Origin of the sequence: Pseudarthrobacter sp. NPDC080039 (genome assembly GCF_040702335.1) — a bacterium.
Taxonomy (GTDB): Bacteria; Actinomycetota; Actinomycetes; order Actinomycetales; family Micrococcaceae; genus Arthrobacter; species Arthrobacter enclensis_A.
In genome coordinates, this window is record NZ_JBFBKY010000010.1 from 85,597 (window position 1) to 103,842 (window position 18,246).

The window sequence follows — 18,246 nt, forward strand, 5'->3', positions numbered from 1 at the left end:
ATCGAAGGCAGGATTCTCCCGCGGCCTGGATCCATCCATGGGCGTGGCATTCGGGACGATGCGTTCTGTTGAGGAAGTCCCGCGCACCTCGCAATGGGAACGGCAAGCGAAAAGAGGCGAAACGGTGCCGAAAGTGTGCCCAGCCCCGCACTTGAAGGCCACCCGTTAACCAGCGAAAAACCCCGGAAACCCCTAAAACAAGGGGCTGTCCGGGGTTTATCCCGAGCTTCCTATCAGAATCGAACTGATGACCTTTTCATTACGAGTGAAACGCTCTACCGACTGAGCTAAGGAAGCACCGCGTGAAATTTCCCGGCGGAGCCGGTCCCTTCATGCAAGAGTCAACTGTAATAGAGTCTCCTCGCCCCGGTCAAAATGGGGCCTGCCCAAGGCGTTGGAGTGGTCAGCAGACCGTGTTGTCGGCCGGAAGCTTGCCGCCGACCAGGTAGTTGTCCACCGCGTCATCCAGGCAGCTGTTGGCGCGGCCGTAAGCGGTATGCCCTTCGCCGCGCCAGGTCAGCAGCGAAGCATTCCCCAACTGCTTGCGCAGCGACGCCGCCCAGTCGACAGGGGTGGCTGGATCACCCGTAGTACCGACGACCACGATGGGGGAACCTCCGCTGTATTCCACAGGAGCGGGCGTACGCACGTTCTTGTAGGGCCAGTCAGCGCAGGTGGTCCCGCCGTAGGCGAAGTAGTAGCCGAGGGTGGGGGAGTCCTGTTCCAACCGCTTTTCTTCGGCACGCATGCCTGCGGTGTCGGAGACCATGGGGTAGTCGAGGCAGTTGATCGCGTTGAACGCGAACGTCGAATTGGACGTGTACTTTCCGTCGGGCCCGCGGTCTGCCCCAAGATCGGCAAGCCTGAGCATGAGGCTGACGTCTCCGGACATCGCAGCCTCAAGTGCCTGGGTAAGGGCGGGCCAGCTCTGGTCGTTGTAAAGCGGGGTGATGAGCCCGCTGACGAACATGGTGGCATTTACCAGGCGCCCGTCTTTCGCGGTGCGGGGTGTCTGCTCGACGGCGGCGATGAGGTCCCGGATCTGCTGTACTCCGGAATCCACGTCCCCGCTCAGGGGACATTTGCCCTGCTTCTGGCAGTTGGCCACGTAGCTGTGGAGCGCTTTCTCGAACGCGCGGGCCTGCCCGCTGGTCAGGTCCTCATTGCTGATGGATGGGTCGAGGGCTCCGTCGAGGACCATCCGGCCCACGTTGTCCGGGAAGAGCGAAGCGTAGGTGGAACCCAGGAACGTGCCATAGGAGTAGCCCAGGTAGTTCAGCTTGGCGTCGTTTACCACGGCGCGGAGAACATCCAGGTCCTTGGCTGCGCTCACGGTGTCGATGTGCCCCAGAACGGGGCCCGTTTGTGCAGCGCACTGGGCGGCAATTGCCTTGTTGTCAGCCAGGGCCGCCGCCAGTCCGGAATCGGTCTGGAGGGCATAGATCTTCGCCCGGGCTGCGTCACGTTCCGCGTCTGTCATGCATGTGACAGGAGCGGACCGTTTCACGCCGCGCGGATCGAATCCCACAAGGTCGTAGGCGTTGCGGATGGCAGCGGAAAAATGGGTTGACGCCGCGTCCTTGACAAAGTCGTACCCGGATGCGCCCGGACCGCCGGGATTAACCAGGAGGCTGCCGGTCTTCTTGCCCGTGCTGGGTGCCCGCAGCGCGGCAAGCTGGATGGTGTCACCGCCGGGGTTGGCGTAGTCCATGGGGACGGTCACCTTGGCGCACTGGAATTCCCCCTCACAGGGCTGCCACACGACCTCCTGCGAGTAGAACTTTTCCAGTCCGGCAGGCGCGGACGCGACGATGGAGGGATCGGCCTTGGCGGTGGCCGCCTGCGGCGGGTTCTTGTCGCCGCTGTTGAGCAGGCTGCATGAGGCCAGGACCATAGCCAGGACCATGGCACCGAGGGCGCGGACTGTGACTGCAAGGGACCTGGGTGGCACGGGCAGGGGGCGGGCAGTCATCGGGTCTCCTTGGAAGGCTGGATCAGGCTGGCCGCCATGGACTCAATGGTCAGCAGCGGGGCTACGTTGGTGGTGGTGATACGTTCACGGGCCTTGTTGATGGCGTCCATGCGGGCCAGCGTTGTCTCGGCAGTGCTGCGGGCGGCGAATTCCTCCAGCTCGCTCCTCAGTTCAAGGTTGACCAATTCCACCGCGTTCCCGAGCTGGATGATCAGTACGTCCCGGTAGAAGGACAGCAGGTCCGTGAGCGTGCGGTCCAACGAGTCCGTGATGGACCTCTTGGCCCGCCGCTTCTGGTCGTCCTCGAGCTGCTTCACCTGGCTGCGCATGGCCGGCGGCAGCGTCCCGGACTCGGGTGCCCCAAGGGTGGCCAACAGCGCGGCCTTCTCTGCGGCGTCCCGTTCCTCATTGGAGCTGTTGGCCTCCGCGGTGGCGATCTTGACCAGCTTGTCCGCCATCATGACCGCAGCCGTGACACCGCGCAGCCCGAGCGGAAAGCGGACTGTCTCCAGCCGCCGTTCCCGTGCTGCGGGATCCCGTGCCAGCCGGCGGGCGATGCCCACGTGGCTTTGCGCTGCCCGGGCAGCCTGTTCGGCGAGGGCCGGGTCAACGCCGTCGCGCCGGACCAGCAGGGCTGCAACATCAGCCGCAGGCGGCAGCCGCAGGGCGACGCTGCGGCAGCGGGACCGGATGGTGACCAGGACATCGGCCGGGGAGGGCGCACACAGCATCCACACCGTCCGGGGCGTGGGTTCCTCGATGGCCTTGAGCAGTACATTGGTGGTGCGTTCGGCCATGCGGTCCGCGTCCTCCACCACGATGATCCGCCAGCGCCCCGACGACGGCCGGTTTCCGGCTGCAGCCACCAGTTCCCTGGCCTCGTCGATGGTGATGGTGACTTTTTCGGTACGCACGAAAGTCACGTCGGAGTGGGTTTCGCCCAGGATCGTGTGGCAGGCGTGGCACTGTCCGCACCCGCGCAGGCTCACATCCTCCTGGTCGCAGTTCAGCGCCGCTGCGAAGGCTTTGGCGGCGTTCGAGCGCCCGGAGCCGGGCGGCCCGGTAAACAGCCAGGCATGGGTGAGGCTGTCGCTGCCGGCGGCCTGGCGCAGCTGCTCGACGACGGCCGGCTGGCCCTGAAGGTCATCCCAGACGGTCATGGCCTGCTGCCCTTTACACCGGCTTCCGGGACTGCCGGTGCAGTTTCCTTCCCTTCTGCCGGGACAGGAGTACCGAGCAGGACATCAACCCGGGCGAGGATTCGCCCCGCCAGTTCATCGACCGGCAACTGGGCAGGGAGAACCAGGTATGCGGCTGGGCGGTCCGCTGCGAGGCTGAGGAAAGCGTCGCGGATGCGGATGTGGAACTCGTCCGCCTCCGACTCGAGGCGGTCTTCGGCCGACTGGCCGGCGGTGCGGCGCCGCCGCCCCAGCTGCGGATCAACGTCGAGGAGGACAGTAAGGTGTGGCTGGAGGCCCGAGGTGGCCCACTCATTGAGCGACTGCACTGCGTCCTGGCCGAGGCCGCGGCCCGCGCCCTGATACGCCACGGACGAGTCGATGTACCGGTCTGTCAGGACGATGTCGCCGCGGGCAAGTGCCGGGCGGATGACCTGGGTGGCGTGGGCCGCGCGGGAAGCGGCAAAGATGAGGGCTTCGGTGTGGGCATCGATCTCGCCGTTGCCGTGGTCCAGCACCAGCGAGCGCAGTTTTTCGCCAACAGGGGTTCCGCCGGGCTCCCGGGTGCGGAGCACGGTGTAGCCACGGGACTCCAGTGATCCCGCGAGCCGGGCCGCCTGGGTGGACTTGCCGGCGCCATCGCCACCTTCGAATGCGATGAATACCCCGGCCTTCTGTTTGTTCACTTCTCAAGCCTACCGAGGCATAGCGACATTTTTGGCCTTGGTACATACCCTGTGCAGGACGGGTGGATGTACCGGCGTCCACAAAGCGACACTGCTTTCCGGCCTAATCGGCAGGAACAGTAATCTTTTGAGCATGAGTCTTTCCGAGCACCAGGCCGCGTCCCTTTCACCCGAAACTGTGGTGGTGGCGGCTGGGCGTCCGCCGCGGGAAAGGGACCAGCCGGTCAATCCGCCCATTACCCTTTCCTCCACCTACTTCGGGACGGGTCCGCTCGGCGACGGCGACCGGGGTTACGGCCGCTACTCCAACCCCACCTGGGATCCCTTCGAAGAGGCGCTGGGCCAGCTGGAAGGTTCCGCGCTGCCCGGCCTGCTTTACGCCTCTGGTCTGGCGGCGGTCAGTTCGGCGCTGTCCCTGGTTCCTGCCGGCGGCGTGCTGGTCATGCCCAACCACAGCTACTCCGGTTCCCTGGTGATGGCCTCGGAACTCGCCCAAAAGGGCTTCATCGAGCTCCGGACCGTTGACATTGCCGATACCGACGCCGTCAAGGAAGCACTCGCTCCGGGCGGCCCGTCGGGCAAAGCCGCGTCCATGCTCTGGCTGGAGAGCCCCACCAACCCCATGCTGGGCATTGCAGACATGACGGCCGTGGCAGCGGCCGCACACGCGGCAGGCGCGGTTGTTGTCACAGACAACACCTTCTCCACACCCTTGGTGCAGCAACCCCTGTTGCTCGGATCCGACGTCGTCCTCCATTCGGTGACCAAGTATCTGGCCGGCCACTCCGACGTCGTCCTCGGTGCGCTGGTCACCTCCAACCCGGAGATCCGGGCCGCCCTGCTCCACCACCGCATCATCCATGGCGCCATCGCCGGTCCCTTCGAAGCGTGGCTGGCGCTGCGCGGGCTGCGGACCCTCGCGCTGCGGGTGGAACGGTCCCAGGAGTCATCCATGGTCCTGGCCGAACGCCTTGCCACGCACCCCGCCATCGAATCCATCCGGTTCCCGGGCCTCAGCACCGATCCCGGGCACATCCGCGCCAAGGAGCAGATGAAGGGGTTCGGCTCCATAATCTGCATCCAGGTGGCACCTGCGGCAGGCCTGAGCGGGGCCGACGCCGCCGACAAACTGGTGCAGGCGCTTGGCCTCTGGCTGCCCGCCACGTCCCTCGGCGGCGTCGAGTCCCTGATTGAACGCCGGCGCCGGCACTCGGCCGAACCCGCCAGCGTGCCGGAGAACCTGGTGCGCCTGAGCGTTGGCGTGGAAAACGTTGAGGACCTTTGGGCCGACCTGAAGCAGGCGCTGGACACGCTGGACGGCTAGGCTGGGCTTGTGGACGGTCGAATAATCATTGCGTACGTAGAACAGGCAGTGTTCTTCATCCTCGGCCTCGTGGCCCTGGGGCTTGAGCTGTGGGCGTTTGTGGACTGTGCCCGGCACAAACCGAACGCCTTCGAAGCGACCGGCAAGCGGACCAAGACGTTCTGGCTCGCCCTCACCGGCGCTTCGGCATTGGTTGGCGTCATTTCGCTGTTCGGGGCCGGCGGCGGCCTCTTCAGCACCCTCGGCCTGTTCGGACTGGCGGCAGTGGTTGCCGCCTCCGTCTACCTTGCCGATGTCCGGCCGGCCGTAAAGGACGCAGGCCGCGGCGGCAGCCGCAACATGGGTCCCTACGGCCCCTGGTGATCCCCACCGGCTCCCTCCGCTAAGCAAGCTCGCGCAGGGATCCCTGCCGGCGTGGGCACAGGAACGCCTAATCCAGGGGCGCCACAGACTCCCAATCCACCGTCAGCTCACCCAGCCGCCAACGGGCCGGACCGTCCTGGACAGGCCACCCGGCATCGCGCAGGCTCCGGCACATGCCCACCCAGCGCTGTCTGTTGCCAAAGGATGCAAGCGGCGCACTCTCAAGCCACGCACGGTCCATTGCCTGCAGGAAGGCATGAATCCGTTCACCGGGGACGTTTCGGTGGATCAGTGCCTTGGGAAGCCGTTCGGCCACGACTGAAGGCAGGTCGAAGCTTCCGAACCGGACCGCTATGCCCAGGGACAACGGCCGGTCCTGGTCGAGTGCAACCCAGGTCACGCGCCGTCCGATCTCGTCGCACGTACCGTCGACGAACAGCCCATCAGGGGCCAGCCGGTCCTGCACCAGCCGCCAGATACCGGGAACATCGTTCTCCTCATACTGACGGAGGACATTGAATGCCCGGACCAGTACAGGGCGCCCCGGGACGGGCAGTTCAAAGCCGCCCACGTGGAAGGTCAGCCCGGGCCGCTGCAGCGGAAGTGCCGCACGGACCCGGTCCGGCTCAATTTCGATTCCGCAGACCTTGACGTCCGGGCGGATCACGGCGAGCCTTTCATGAAGTTCGACGGCGGTGGCCGGCGTTGCGCCGTAGCCCAGGTCCACGACCAGAGGGTCTGATGCGCGCCGCAGCCGCCAGGCCTGGGGCCCGGTCAGCCAGCGGTCCACCCGGCGCATGCGGTTGGGATTGGTGGTGCCGCGGGTTACGTTGCCCACCGGGCGCCCGTGCCTGGCATCGGATGTCCTGCCGGAAAGTTGCGGGGCGTTGACCCGTTCAGCCTTTTGAACCACCGCCCCACCCTATCGCCAGGGCGGGGGAGGGGCCGCAATCGCAGGGGTCCCGGATCGCCCGGCCTTGTAACGCTGGGCGGCCCGCAACGCTGCTCGGCTAGGATGAAAATCATGACTTACAAGCTGATTCTGCTGCGCCACGGCCACAGCGAATGGAACGCAAAGAACCTGTTCACCGGGTGGGTGGACGTCGACCTGAACGACCAGGGGCGCGCGGAAGCAGCGCGTGGCGGTGAACTGCTGGTGGAAAACAACATCCTGCCGGACATTCTCTACACCTCCCTGCTGAAGCGGGCCATCAACACCGCCAACATTGCCCTGGACAAAGCCGACCGCGGCTGGATCCCGGTCAAGCGTGACTGGCGCCTTAACGAACGCCACTACGGGGCCCTGCAGGGCAAGGACAAGGCGCAGACCCTGGCCGAGTTCGGTGAAGAGCAGTTCATGGAATGGCGCCGCTCCTATGACACCCCGCCGCCGCCCCTGTCCGATGACTCCGAGTTCTCGCAGGCCCATGACCCCCGTTATGCGGACCTGGGGGACGCCCTCCCGCGCACCGAGTGCCTGAAGGATGTCCTGGTGCGCCTCCTCCCGTACTGGGAATCGGACATCAAGGAAGACCTCAAGGCCGGCAAGACCGTCCTGGTCACGGCCCACGGCAACTCGCTCCGTGCGCTGGTGAAGCACCTTGACGGCATCAGTGACGAGGCGATCGCCGGCCTCAACATCCCCACCGGCATCCCGCTGGTCTACGAACTGGATGAGGACTTCCAGCCGGTCAAGCCCGGCGGCACCTACCTCGATCCCGAGGCCGCCGAGCAGGCCATTCTTGCGGTGGCCAACCAGGGCAAGAAGTAAGGCTTAAACGCGTACGACCGCGGGCTGGTCACCTTGGTGACCAGCCCGCCGTCGGTTTTTACCCGAAGTGGGATCAGCTGTGCTCAGTGGCGTTCGGCTGCCACGCACCGGTGACCAGATAGGTCACCTTCTGGGCAACGGAAACGCCATGGTCCGCGAACCGCTCGAAGTAGCGGCTTGCGAGGGCCACGTCCACGGTGGTGGCGGGGGACTCGGACCATTCGGGAGCAGCGATGGCCTTGAAGACGCTCAGGTGCAGATCGTTGATGGCCGTATTGGCCTTCAGGATGTCCCGGGCCACCTCCAGGTCGCGGCTCTCCAGCAGGACCGTCAGCTTGTCGGCGATCTCCTGGTCCAGTTCGGCCATCTTGTTGAAGGTCTCCGTCATGGACGCCGGAATCACGGTGGAGGGGTAGCGGAGGCGGGCGAGCTGGGCGATGTGGCGAGCCAGGTCGCCCATCCGCTCCAGGGACGCGCTCATCCGGAGGGAACCCACGATCATGCGCAGGTCGCTGGCGACGGGACCCTGCAGCGCCAGGATGTCGATGGCCCGCTCATCAAGGCTGTTCTGCAGGAAGTCAATGCGCGCATCGGCTGCGATGACATCCTGGGCGAGGTCCACGTCCGCCACCTGGAATGAGGTGGTGGCCTTGTCCATCGCTTCGCTGACGAGCCGGGAAATCTCCACCAGCTGGTCACCGACCTGGGTGAGTTCTTCCTGAAAAACCTTACGCACGTAGGCGTCCTTTCCTTGGAACTCCCGCCGGCCGCTCCAGGGCAGCAGGAATCGTGTCGCCGATGGGCGCTCTAACCACACACTTTGTCATCGCCCGGTAAACGATTATGCCCACACAGATGAACGTTAGTTGAACCGTTTGCCCGAAGCACCCCCAGGCGGCGGGGCGCGGCAGCCATGAGCATAAAGTGGAGCTGTGGATCCTATGCTCATTGGTCTGGTTGCCGGCCTTATCGGCCTGGCGCTTGGCACCTTCGGCGTGCTTGCCTACAGGGTCAGCGAGAAGCAGCGCGAGTTGCTGGACGTCGACGCGGGAGAACCCGCCCTGCCGGCGGGCGCTGCGGAGGTGCTGGCCGTCGTCGGGCGCGCCTTTGTGGTGCTGGACGACGTCGACGGCGTGGTCCGTGCCAGCCCCGCAGCGTATGCGTACGGCCTGGTCCGCGGGCACACCGTGGTGCACAAGGAACTCCTGGACATGACGGCCGGTGTCCGGCGCGACGGCGTCATCCTGGAAAAGCAGCTGGAGCTTCCCCGGGGTCCGCTTGGGCAGGGGACAATCATCGTCCAGGTCCGGGCGGCCATGCTGGGTGAGGAATACATCCTCCTCCTGGCCGATGACCGGACCGAGATTACGCGGACCGAAGAGATCCGCAACGACTTCGTCGCCAACGTATCGCACGAATTGAAGACTCCGGTGGGTGCCATCTCCCTGCTGGCCGAGGCGCTTGAATCCTCGGCGGACGACGCGGAAGCCGTACGCCGCTTCGCCAAGCGCATGCATAAGGAGTCGGCCAGGCTCGCCGCCCTGGTCCAGGACATCATCGAACTTTCCCGCCTGCAGGGTGCCAGCGTCACCCAGCAAGGCGGTCCCGTGGACATTAATGCCGTCATCGCGGAGGCCGTGGACCGGTCCCAGCTTCCCGCGGAGAGCAAGAACATCAGCATCGTGGTGGGTGGGCGCACCGACGGCAAGGTGTTCGGCGACCAGGACCTGCTGGTGACCGCGCTGCGGAACCTGATCGACAACGCGATCCGCTATTCACCGCCCAACACCCGGGTGGGAATCGGGGTACGGTCCCGGGAAGGCCTGGTCTCCATCTCTGTGACGGACCAGGGGGAGGGGCTTAGCCCCGAGGACCGGGAGCGCGTCTTCGAACGTTTCTACCGGGTGGATGCCGCCCGGTCGCGCCACACCGGCGGCACCGGACTGGGGCTGAGCATCGTCAAGCATGTGGCCTCCAACCACGGCGGCGAGGTGACGCTGTGGTCCCAGCCCGGGCAGGGGTCCACCTTCACCCTCCGGCTGCCCGAGATGGAAGGGCAGGACAACGACGCCGGCACCCAGGCTTCGGAAGCGGCGGCGCTGGTGGCCGCGCGGGAGACACCCGACCCGCCAACTCTTACCCAGGTACCCCGCGCCGCCGGCGCAACAGAACCGGGCGCTACAGAACAAGGAGCTAACGCTTGAGCAGGATCTTGATTGTGGAGGACGAGGAATCGTTCAGCGACCCCTTGTCGTATTTGCTGGGCAAGGAAGGGTTCGAGGTTGAGGTTGTGGATAACGGCCTTGACGCCATCACCGAGTTCGACCGCAACGGTGCCGACCTGGTGTTGCTCGACCTGCAGCTCCCCGGCCTGTCCGGCACGGAGGTATGCCGCCAGCTGCGCCAGCGATCGAGCGTTCCCGTGATCATGCTGACCGCCAAGGACTCCGAGATCGACAAAGTCGTGGGCCTGGAGCTCGGCGCCGATGACTACGTGACCAAGCCGTACTCCTCCCGTGAGCTGGTGGCGAGGGTCCGGGCCGTGCTGCGGCGCCAGGGCGAGCCGGAGGAGCTGGTCTCTTCAACGGTCCAGGCGGGCCCGGTCCGCATGGACATTGAGCGCCACGTGGTGAGTGTGGACGGCGAGCAGGTCCTGCTTCCTTTGAAGGAGTTTGAGCTCCTGGAGATGCTGCTCCGGAACTCGGGCCGCGTACTCACCCGCGGCCAGCTGATCGACCGGGTGTGGGGTTCCGATTACGTGGGCGACACCAAGACCCTGGACGTCCACGTAAAGCGCCTGCGGGGCAAGATTGAACCGGATCCATCCGCTCCCCGCTACCTGGTTACCGTCCGCGGCCTGGGGTACAAGTTCGAGCCGTAAACCGGCAGCGGAGAGCGGACACAGCAAAAAGGGAGGAGCCGCCGGCTCCTCCCTTTTTGCTGTGTCCCTACGGACCGTGCTGGCTTTAGCGGCCTGTTGCGGTAGCCGAGGCCGTTGCGCTGGCGCTCGAGGTTGCGCCTGCGCTTGCAGAAGCGGACGACGACGGTGTGGCCGTTGCCGAGGCGCTGGGGGTAGGCACGTAGTCCTTGTATTCCTTCAAGGTGGCGTCCAGGACGGGAACCTTGACCGTGTTGCTGACGTTTGTACCGTTCTCGCTGATCTTGACGTCCACCATGGAGCCTGGCTTGCCGCCGGTGGTGCTCAGAATGGCGGCGTCGGACTTGTCATTGAGCAGCGTGTAGGAGTTGGCTTTCACCGGGACCTGGGTCTGCGAGCCCTTTGCGCCATTGACCGTAAGCGTGACGTCCTTCGAGGAGGAGTTGTAAACGGCACCGATCAGGCGGCCTGGCTCGTCTTCGCCGTTGGAGACGATGAGGATGTTCCGCAACTGCAGGGGACCGAGGTCCGTCCGGATGCCGTCCGAGGCGGAGTACTGGTGGCTGGTCTGCTGGGGCGTGATGTAACCGCAGCCCGCTGTCAGCAGGCTGGCGCCAAGGGCAGCCGCCGTCAGTGCCAGTTTGCCGCGCTGGGCCCGGTTCATCGCAGTGGAACGCACGTCACGTACTCCTCAAGAAATTTGAAGTCTTTTTCAGCCATAGCCTATCCGTAAAGAGCGCCAAACGAGGATTCGGTGCCGTCACAACCCCCGTGGGAACGCTCACCCGATGCACTAATCCGTGCATCCGTCAAGGGGGTGGAGGGGGTGGATTGGGCCATTTTTCCGCGTATTTTCGCGGTTGAGGGGCCGTTCTCCGGCCGGTCATATGCCTGAATCGTGATAAACTGGTCTGCGGGAAAGGGGAAATGTCCACATGGTATTTGAGGTCGGCGAGACAGTAGTTTACCCTCACCACGGTGCTGCGAAGATTGAAGAAATCAAGATGCGCACCATCAAGGGCGAAGAGAAAATGTATCTCAAGCTCAAGGTGGCCCAGGGTGATCTGACCATTGAAGTTCCAGCAGAGAACGTTGACCTTGTTGGGGTCCGGGACGTAGTGGGCAAGGAAGGCCTGGAGCACGTGTTTGATGTGCTTCGTGCCGAGTTCACCGAGGAACCCACCAACTGGTCGCGCAGGTACAAGGCAAACCTGGAGAAGCTTGCTTCCGGTGACGTCATCAAGGTTGCAGAGGTTGTTCGCGACCTGTGGCGCCGGGATCACGATCGGGGCCTTTCCGCAGGCGAGAAGCGTATGCTGGCCAAGGCCCGCCAGATTCTGATTTCAGAACTGGCACTGGCTGAGAAGACCGACGAGGAGAAGGCTGCAAGCGTTCTCGACGAGGTCCTGGCTTCCTAAGAATTGAGCCCCGGCGGCACGCAAGTGCTGCCGGGGCTTCTTTTTGCCCGGATTCGCTGCCTGCAACCGTGCAGTGTCGCGGGCACTCAACCTGGGCGCCGGCGTCGTAGGCTTGTCCGCATGAGTGATACACCTCCACGCCTGGCCGCGGCCGTTATCCTCGTGGCTGCCGGTTCAGGGCAACGCCTTGGCTATGGCATGCCCAAGGCCGCTGTGCCGCTCGGGGGCGAGCCGATCCTGATGCATGCCCTGCGGGGAATTGTCGCGTCAGGCATCGCCAGCCAGGTGTGCGTGGCGCTGCCCGCCGGTGACCAGGGACTGCGTCGCTTATGTGATGACTTCCGCGAGGAACTTGCCGACGGCGGTCCCCTCCTGACCCTTGTCGACGGCGGATCCACCCGGGCCGATTCAGTCCGTGCAGGCATTGCCGGGCTCATGGAGGGCATCGAAGCCGTGCTGGTCCACGACGCCGCGCGCGCGTTGACCCCCGAATCCGTCTTCCACCGGGTATCTGACGCACTGGCGGCCGGCGCCGATGCCGTCATCCCCGTGCTTCCCGTGGTGGACACCATCAAGACGGTGTCCACCACGGCGGGGGACAGCACCGCAGTTGCGCCCGAAGTTGTCACCGGCACTGCCCGCCGTGAAGAACTGCGCGCGGTGCAGACGCCGCAAGGGTTCACAATCAACACTCTTCTGCAGGCGCACCAGGCCGCGCAGGCCATGGACCAGGAGCAGGCGGCCGCCGTCACGGATGACGCCATGCTCGTCGAAGTGCTTGGCACGCCGGTCTATGCGGTCCGGGGATCAACGCAATCTTTGAAGATCACCACGCCCCTGGACCTGATCTTCGCCGAAGGGCTCCTGGAAGGCCCCCTCGGCGCCAGGTGGGTGGAGGGGTGAGCCCGGAGGTGACCCTTCCGCGCACGGGAGTGGGAATCGATGTCCATGCCTTGGCCCCGGAGGATGCTCCGCGCCCGCTCTGGCTCGGCGGCCTCCTGTGGCCCGGAGAACGGGGCCTGGCCGGCCATTCGGACGGCGACGCCGTGGCGCACGCTGCGGCAGATGCCCTGTTTTCGGCAGCCGGCATTGGTGACCTCGGCACCCACTTTGGTACCGACCGCCCGGAATTCGCCGGCGCTTCCGGCACCACCCTCCTCGCCGAAGCGGCAAGGATCGTCCGGGCGGCCGGTTTCGAGATCGGCAACGTAGCGGTCCAGTTCGTGGCCAATCGCCCCAAGTTCGGTCCACGGCGGGAAGAATCGCAGGAGGTTCTTTCGGACGCTGCAGGCGCACCGGTAAGCGTCACCGCCACTACCAGCGACGGCCTGGGATTCACCGGACGCGGTGAGGGCATTTCAGCGGTGGCCACCGCCCTGGTGTACCCGCGCCAGTCCTAAGGCATCGGTTAGTCTGGAGCGGTGACCCTGCGCTTCTATGACACCGCCTCCGCCGAAGTCCGGAACTTCATTCCCATCGACGAGGGCAAGGTCAGCCTGTATTACTGCGGGGCCACCGTGCAGGGCATGCCGCACGTGGGACACATCCGTTCCGCAATCGCCTTCGACCAGCTCACCCGCTGGCTGCAATTCCGGGGCCTGCGCGTCACTGTAGTCCGGAACGTGACGGACATTGACGACAAGATCCTGGCCAAGTCCGAGGCCTCCTTCGCGCCGGACTTCACCGCGGAATCCGGCGAGGTGCCCCGCGAAGAGTGGTGGGCGCTGGCGTACCGCTACGAGCGCGAGTTCCTCAAGGCCTACGACACCCTGGGTGTTTCCCGCCCCACCTACGAACCCAGGGCGACCGGCCACATCCCGGAGATGCACGCCCTGATCCAGCAGCTCATCGACCGCGGCCACGCCTACCCGGCACTGGACGGTTCAGGTGACGTCTATTTCGATGTCCGCTCCTGGGACAAGTACGGTGCCCTCACCCGGCAGAACATCGACGACATGCAGGCGGCGCCCGACGCCGATCCCCGCGGCAAGAAGGACCCCCGCGACTTCGCGCTGTGGAAAGGTTCCAAGGAAGGTGAACCTGCCACCGCCAGCTGGACCTCCCCGTGGGGTGCCGGCCGCCCTGGCTGGCACCTGGAGTGCTCCGCCATGGTCACCAAATACCTCGGTACCGCTTTCGACATCCACGGTGGCGGCCTGGACCTGCGCTTCCCGCACCACGAAAACGAGATGGCCCAGTCCCAGGCGGCAGGCCACCCCTTCGCCAACTTCTGGATGCACAACGGCATGGTGACCTACCAGGGCGAGAAAATGTCCAAGTCCATCGGCAACACCATCAGCCCGGCGGAAATGCTGGAACTGGCGGCGCCCCGAGTAGTCCGCTACTACCTGGGCCAGGCCCACTACCGCTCCGTGCTGGACTACCGGCCCACCTCCCTGCAGGAGGCGGCGGCCGCCGTCGAACGCATTGACGGCTTCCTGGCCAAGGCCGCGGCCCGTTTTGGCGGCGACGGCGGACCGTCGGCCGGCAACAACGGCTCCTCGTCCCCGGGCATCGAAGCGTTCTGCGAAGCCATGGACGACGACCTCAACGTCCCGCGCGCCCTGGCAGCCCTGCACGAGACTGTCCGGGCAGGCAACACAGCCCTCGCTGAGGGCGATGACGACGCCGCACGGGATGCCATGCACGCCGTGGTCCTCATGACGGACGTGTTGGGATTGAACGCCGTCGCAGGCTCCGACGCGGTGAGCACCCGGGAGGCCGAAGCGCTGGGCGTACTCGTGGAGGCACAGCTTGCAGAGAGGGCAGCCGCCCGCGCTGACAAGGACTGGGCAAGGTCCGATGCCATCCGGGACACGCTCAATCAGGCCGGCGTGGTGGTGGAGGACGGGCCCGACGGGGCCACCTGGAGCCTCAAACGGGACTGAGCCCGGCCTGAACGGGCGGCTGCCCCCGATTTTTTTCGGGTCAGTAGACTGGTACGCAGACTCAGTCAGCACAATCAAGGGTGGAACATCATGGCCAACAATGGTCGCCGATCGGTTAAAGCGAAGAAGGGCCCGACCGTCGGAACCGGTGGCCATGGCCGCAAGGCCCTCGAAGGCAAGGGGCCCACGCCCAAGGCGGAGGACCGCGTCTACCACAAGGCGCACAAGGCCAGGCAGCTTGCTGAACGCTCTGCCGCCAAGCGCGGCACCGGTGCCCGCAGTGCCGGCGCCGCAAAGTCCGGCCCCAAGGGCCGTGCCACCGAGGAAGTGGTCACCGGACGCAACTCGGTAGTGGAAGCGCTCCGCGCCGGCATCCCCGCCAAGGCCCTGCACGTGGCCATCCGGATCGAGATGGATGACCGCGTCAAGGAATCCCTCAAGCTTGCCGCAGAGCGCGGCATCCCGCTGCTGGAAACGGGCAAGCCGGAGCTGGACCGGATGACGGATGACGCTGTGCACCAGGGCTTGGTGCTGCAGATTCCGCCCTACGAGTACCAGGACGCCTACGAACTTGCCGAGGAAACCGTAGAGAAGTGGAAGAAGGGCCACATCGCCAACGCCCCGCTCTTCGTCGCCCTGGACGGCATCACCGACCCCCGCAACCTCGGCGCCATCATCCGCTCAGTCTCCGCCTTCAGCGGCCACGGCGTCATCGTGCCCGAACGCCGCTCCGTGGGCGTCACCGCGGCGGCCTGGAAGACCAGCGCCGGTGCGGCGGTCCGCGTGCCCGTGGCCCGCGCCTCCAACCTGAACAACGCCCTGAAGCAGTTCAAGAACATGGGCATCTTCGTGCTGGGTCTCGACGGCGACGGTGACGTTTCGCTGCCTGACCTCACCCTGGCCACCGAACCGGTATGCATCGTGGTGGGCTCCGAAGGCAAGGGCCTGAGCCGCCTGGTCCGGGAAAACTGCGACCAGATCGTTTCCATTCCCATCGATTCCGCCATGGAGTCGCTGAATGCCTCCATGGCCGTTGGCATCTCGCTGTATGAGGTCTCCCGCCAGAGGGCGACGCGCTAACCAACTCCCTGCCCGCGTCTTCCGGTGGGTAGGTTTGCCGTGCCCCGGTGTAGACGGGCAGGTCAAGTGCCGCAGGCCGCTACTATTTAGGTGATGGTCATGCCGCTCTTCGACACCGCTTCCACCATGGACGCCTCATCGGCTGTTCCCCTCGGTGTCAGTGCCCCGCGCGTTGATTCCGGCGGGACCCGGCACCACGCGGGCGGCCGGGCCAACGTTGCCGTCCTCGCTCCCGCCGTATCCAGCCTGGACATCGTTTACTGCCCTCCCGGCGGTGAGTGGCGGGCGCAGACCCTGGCCAACATCACAAAGGGTGTGCACCACGGGATCGTGGAGGACCTGCCCTACGGATCCCGTTACGGCTTCCGCCCGTCGTCGGACAACCAGCCGTTGCCGCCTCGCATCCAGGCGGGCAACGGCAGCGGCTCCGGCGTCCAGCCTCTTTTGCTGGACCCCTATGGCAGGGGAGTGGACCAGCGCGGCGGTGTCCTCACCAGCGTGCGGACGGCCAACGACTTCGATTGGGAAACGGATGAGCTGCTGCGCCTGCCCTGGCGCAACACCATCGTTTACGAAGCCCATGTCCGCGGCCAAAGCATGCTCCACCCCGACGTACCGGAGGAGCTGAGGGGCACCTACGCGGGTCTGGCCCATCCCGCAGTTGTGGAGCACCTCACCAGCCTGGGCATTACTTCCGTCCAGCTGCTGCCCGTCCACTTCCACATCGACGAGCCGCACCTGCAGGACCTGGGGCTCAACAACTACTGGGGCTACAACACCGCAGCCTTCTTTGCCCCGCACCCCGGGTACGCCACGCGCGCTGCCCGGGAAGCCGGCGCGCAGGCCGTGCAGGATGAGTTCAAGGCCATGGTGAAGGCCCTGCACACGGCCGGGCTGGAGGTCATCCTCGACGTGGTCTACAACCACACGGCCGAGGGTGGAGCGGACGGGCCAGTCCTGAACTTCAAGGGCCTGGGTAAGGACACGTTCTACCGGGTGGACAGCCACGGCAAGTTCATCGACACCACAGGCTGCGGCAATTCCCTTAACTTCGCCGACCATCGCGTGGTCCAGTTGGTCACAGATTCGCTGCGGTACTGGGTGGACGAGTTCCATATAGACGGATTCCGGTTCGACCTGGCCGTTACGCTCTGCCGGAACGCAGCGAACCAATTCGACCCCAAGCACCCTTTCCTCACGGCCGTCGCCGCGGACCCCGTGCTCTCCGAGGTCAAGCTGATCGCCGAGCCTTGGGACATCGGTTATGACGGTTGGCAGACCGGCCGTTTCCCGCCCGGGTGGGTGGACTGGAACGACCACTTCCGCGATGCGGTACGCACCTTCTGGCTGGCAGACAGGGCGGCGATCGAGTCGGGCGGACACGGGGGCACCATGGCCAAACTCGCAGACGCCCTGTCCGGCTCCGCAGGCCTCTTCCAGGCCTCCGGCCGATCACGCCTCGCGTCGGTCAACTTTGTCACCGCCCACGATGGCTTCACCATGAATGACCTCGTCTCCTTCGACCGGAAGCACAACGAGGACAACGGGGAAGAGAACAGGGACGGGCACGGTGACAACCGCAGCTACAACCACGGCGTGGAGGGGCCCACCGAGAACGGACTGATCCTGGCGAAGCGTGCGCAGTCCCGCCGCAACCTCATGGCGTCGCTGATGGTCTCGCTCGGAGTCCCCATGATTACGGCCGGCGACGAGCTGGCCAGGACGCAGCAGGGAAACAACAATGCCTACTGCCAGGACAACGCCATGACGTGGCTGGACTGGACGCTGACTCCCGAAGCGCACGAAATGCTGCGCAGCACCAAGCGTTACATCAGGCTGCGCAAGGAGTTCCTGGCCGCCCAGCCCCACGACTTCCCCGTCCGTGATGAGCAGTCCTACCTCTACTGGTTCGACCAGTACGGCCAGCCCATGTCCGCGGAGCGCTGGAACGATCCCCAGCACCGCGTCATGCAGCTCCTGCTCGGCGACGACGGCGGTGACCTTGCCGGCCTGGTGGTGGTGAACGGCGGCGCCTCGGACGTGCAGTTCACGCTTCCGGATGCCGGCAGGCAGACTCCCAGCCTGTTCGAGCTTCGGCTCACCACGTCCCCGCATCACAAACAGCGGCAGGGCATCCAGGTGGCCTCGGGTGAAACGGACCTTGCCGAGGCCAACTCCATCAGTATCTACCGGACGTAAATGCGCAACCGTTCCATCCTGCCCTTGCTCCTCACCACCCTGGTGGTACTGGCCATGGTGGCGTTCGGCGGCGCCGGGTTGCTGGGCGGGCAGACGGAAAGTACGACGCCGGGAACTGCTTCCAGCGCCACCACCGCCCCGGGCCGGACGCCGGCGTCCGCACCGGCGAAGCAGTCAGCGCCCCACCGCGGGGCCAACCCGTCCAGCCTCCCGGAGATCCGGGAATCGGCGCTTCCTGTCGAGGGCCGCAGGGTGCTGGCGCTGGTCCGCGCCGGCGGCCCGTACCAGTACAGCCAGGATGACCAGGTGTTCGGCAACTTCGAACGTGTCCTGCCCGTGCGCGACCGGGGCTACTACCGCGAATACACGGTGCCCACGCCGGGTGAGGCGGACCGCGGTGCGCGGCGCATTATTGCGGGCAACGGCGGGGAAAAATATTACACCGCAGACCACTACACAACGTTCAAGTACATAGCGGAAGGCAGCTAG

18 protein-coding genes and 1 tRNA gene are annotated in these 18,246 nt (G+C 65.5%); 12 read left to right on the top strand and 7 right to left on the bottom strand.

What is annotated here, in order from left to right:
* Positions 1-224: 224 nt before the first annotated feature.
* The 4 genes from AB0313_RS13020 to tmk all read right to left on the bottom strand — a co-directional run bounded on the left by AB0313_RS13020 (position 225) and on the right by tmk (position 3,836).
* A tRNA-Thr gene (locus AB0313_RS13020) sits at positions 225-297 on the bottom strand.
* Positions 298-403: 106 nt separating this feature from the next.
* Positions 404-1,972, bottom strand: a complete 1,569-nt coding sequence (locus AB0313_RS13025; RefSeq protein ID WP_366305967.1) for an alpha/beta hydrolase — start codon at positions 1,970-1,972, stop codon at positions 404-406.
* Positions 1,969-3,132, bottom strand: a complete 1,164-nt coding sequence (locus AB0313_RS13030; protein ID WP_307309371.1) for a DNA polymerase III subunit delta' — start codon at positions 3,130-3,132, stop codon at positions 1,969-1,971. The genes AB0313_RS13025 and AB0313_RS13030 overlap by 4 nt, the downstream gene beginning before the upstream one ends.
* Positions 3,129-3,836, bottom strand: coding sequence for a dTMP kinase (gene tmk / locus AB0313_RS13035; RefSeq protein WP_141943678.1), 708 nt, complete (start codon positions 3,834-3,836; stop codon positions 3,129-3,131). Before tmk ends, AB0313_RS13030 begins: the two co-directional genes overlap by 4 nt.
* Positions 3,837-3,969: 133 nt before the next feature.
* Here tmk and AB0313_RS13040 point away from each other — a divergent pair, with 133 nt between their 5' ends.
* Positions 3,970-5,160 carry a PLP-dependent transferase gene (locus AB0313_RS13040; protein WP_141943676.1) on the top strand — a complete coding sequence of 397 codons (1,191 nt, stop codon included), beginning with the start codon at positions 3,970-3,972 and terminating at the stop codon, positions 5,158-5,160.
* A gap of 9 nt (positions 5,161-5,169) precedes the next feature.
* A complete protein-coding gene (locus AB0313_RS13045) occupies positions 5,170-5,523 on the top strand; it encodes a DUF2516 family protein (protein ID WP_307309365.1) in 354 nt (117 codons plus the stop codon).
* Positions 5,524-5,590: 67 nt separating this feature from the next.
* Here the strand turns inward: AB0313_RS13045 and AB0313_RS13050 are convergent, their stop codons facing one another.
* Complete coding sequence (locus tag AB0313_RS13050; RefSeq protein WP_366305969.1) at positions 5,591-6,436, bottom strand: class I SAM-dependent methyltransferase; 846 nt, start codon at positions 6,434-6,436, stop codon at positions 5,591-5,593.
* Positions 6,437-6,547: 111 nt separating this feature from the next.
* On the opposite strand from AB0313_RS13050, the gene AB0313_RS13055 reads away from it, so the two are divergent.
* Positions 6,548-7,294, top strand: a complete 747-nt coding sequence (locus AB0313_RS13055) for a phosphoglyceromutase (protein ID WP_307309360.1) — start codon at positions 6,548-6,550, stop codon at positions 7,292-7,294.
* A 73-nt stretch (positions 7,295-7,367) separates the two neighbouring features.
* Here the strand turns inward: AB0313_RS13055 and phoU are convergent, their stop codons facing one another.
* A complete protein-coding gene (gene phoU, locus AB0313_RS13060; RefSeq protein ID WP_141943667.1) occupies positions 7,368-8,030 on the bottom strand; it encodes a phosphate signaling complex protein PhoU in 663 nt (220 codons plus the stop codon).
* A 205-nt stretch (positions 8,031-8,235) separates the two neighbouring features.
* On the opposite strand from phoU, the gene AB0313_RS13065 reads away from it, so the two are divergent.
* Complete coding sequence (locus AB0313_RS13065; protein WP_366305972.1) at positions 8,236-9,498, top strand: ATP-binding protein; 1,263 nt, start codon at positions 8,236-8,238, stop codon at positions 9,496-9,498.
* On the top strand, positions 9,495-10,175 hold the full coding sequence (locus AB0313_RS13070) for a response regulator transcription factor (protein ID WP_141943665.1): 681 nt from the start codon (positions 9,495-9,497) through the stop codon (positions 10,173-10,175). Before AB0313_RS13065 ends, AB0313_RS13070 begins: the two co-directional genes overlap by 4 nt.
* Before the next feature lie 85 nt (positions 10,176-10,260).
* Here AB0313_RS13070 and AB0313_RS13075 read toward each other — a convergent pair whose 3' ends face one another.
* A complete protein-coding gene (locus AB0313_RS13075; protein ID WP_307309530.1) occupies positions 10,261-10,836 on the bottom strand; it encodes a hypothetical protein in 576 nt (191 codons plus the stop codon).
* Between the two features lie 271 nt (positions 10,837-11,107).
* Between AB0313_RS13075 and AB0313_RS13080 the strand changes: the two genes are divergently transcribed.
* From AB0313_RS13080 to AB0313_RS13110, 7 genes are all read left to right on the top strand, one after another.
* Positions 11,108-11,590: a CarD family transcriptional regulator gene (locus AB0313_RS13080; protein ID WP_011690592.1), complete on the top strand. Its 483-nt coding sequence runs from the start codon at positions 11,108-11,110 to the stop codon at positions 11,588-11,590.
* 120 nt (positions 11,591-11,710) lie between these two features.
* Positions 11,711-12,493: a 2-C-methyl-D-erythritol 4-phosphate cytidylyltransferase gene (gene ispD, locus AB0313_RS13085; protein ID WP_141943663.1), complete on the top strand. Its 783-nt coding sequence runs from the start codon at positions 11,711-11,713 to the stop codon at positions 12,491-12,493.
* The gene (ispF, locus tag AB0313_RS13090) at positions 12,490-12,990 is read left to right on the top strand and encodes a 2-C-methyl-D-erythritol 2,4-cyclodiphosphate synthase (RefSeq protein WP_141943661.1); all 501 of its coding nucleotides are present in this window, start codon (positions 12,490-12,492) and stop codon (positions 12,988-12,990) included. The genes ispD and ispF overlap by 4 nt, the downstream gene beginning before the upstream one ends.
* Before the next feature lie 21 nt (positions 12,991-13,011).
* Positions 13,012-14,478 carry a cysteine--tRNA ligase gene (gene cysS, locus AB0313_RS13095; RefSeq protein ID WP_366305975.1) on the top strand — a complete coding sequence of 489 codons (1,467 nt, stop codon included), beginning with the start codon at positions 13,012-13,014 and terminating at the stop codon, positions 14,476-14,478.
* Between the two features lie 90 nt (positions 14,479-14,568).
* A complete protein-coding gene (rlmB, locus tag AB0313_RS13100; protein ID WP_141943657.1) occupies positions 14,569-15,558 on the top strand; it encodes a 23S rRNA (guanosine(2251)-2'-O)-methyltransferase RlmB in 990 nt (329 codons plus the stop codon).
* A 93-nt stretch (positions 15,559-15,651) separates the two neighbouring features.
* Complete coding sequence (gene glgX, locus AB0313_RS13105) at positions 15,652-17,757, top strand: glycogen debranching protein GlgX (RefSeq protein WP_366305977.1); 2,106 nt, start codon at positions 15,652-15,654, stop codon at positions 17,755-17,757.
* Positions 17,758-18,246, top strand: a complete 489-nt coding sequence (locus AB0313_RS13110) for a ribonuclease domain-containing protein (protein ID WP_141943653.1) — start codon at positions 17,758-17,760, stop codon at positions 18,244-18,246.

Bases quoted from the DNA above. Each gene is read 5' to 3' on its own strand.
- AB0313_RS13025 (WP_366305967.1), bottom strand. From the start codon at position 1,972: ATGACTGCCCGCCCCCTGCCCGTGCCACCCAGGTCCCTTGCAGTCACA.
- AB0313_RS13030 (WP_307309371.1), bottom strand. From the start codon at position 3,132: ATGACCGTCTGGGATGACCTTCAGGGCCAGCCGGCCGTCGTCGAGCAG.
- AB0313_RS13040 (WP_141943676.1), top strand. From the start codon at position 3,970: ATGAGTCTTTCCGAGCACCAGGCCGCGTCCCTTTCACCCGAAACTGTG.
- AB0313_RS13055 (WP_307309360.1), top strand. From the start codon at position 6,548: ATGACTTACAAGCTGATTCTGCTGCGCCACGGCCACAGCGAATGGAAC.
- AB0313_RS13065 (WP_366305972.1), top strand. From the start codon at position 8,236: ATGCTCATTGGTCTGGTTGCCGGCCTTATCGGCCTGGCGCTTGGCACC.
- AB0313_RS13075 (WP_307309530.1), bottom strand. From the start codon at position 10,836: ATGAACCGGGCCCAGCGCGGCAAACTGGCACTGACGGCGGCTGCCCTT.
- AB0313_RS13080 (WP_011690592.1), top strand. From the start codon at position 11,108: ATGGTATTTGAGGTCGGCGAGACAGTAGTTTACCCTCACCACGGTGCT.
- ispD (WP_141943663.1), top strand. From the start codon at position 11,711: ATGAGTGATACACCTCCACGCCTGGCCGCGGCCGTTATCCTCGTGGCT.
- rlmB (WP_141943657.1), top strand. From the start codon at position 14,569: ATGGCCAACAATGGTCGCCGATCGGTTAAAGCGAAGAAGGGCCCGACC.
- glgX (WP_366305977.1), top strand. From the start codon at position 15,652: ATGGTCATGCCGCTCTTCGACACCGCTTCCACCATGGACGCCTCATCG.
- AB0313_RS13110 (WP_141943653.1), top strand. From the start codon at position 17,758: ATGCGCAACCGTTCCATCCTGCCCTTGCTCCTCACCACCCTGGTGGTA.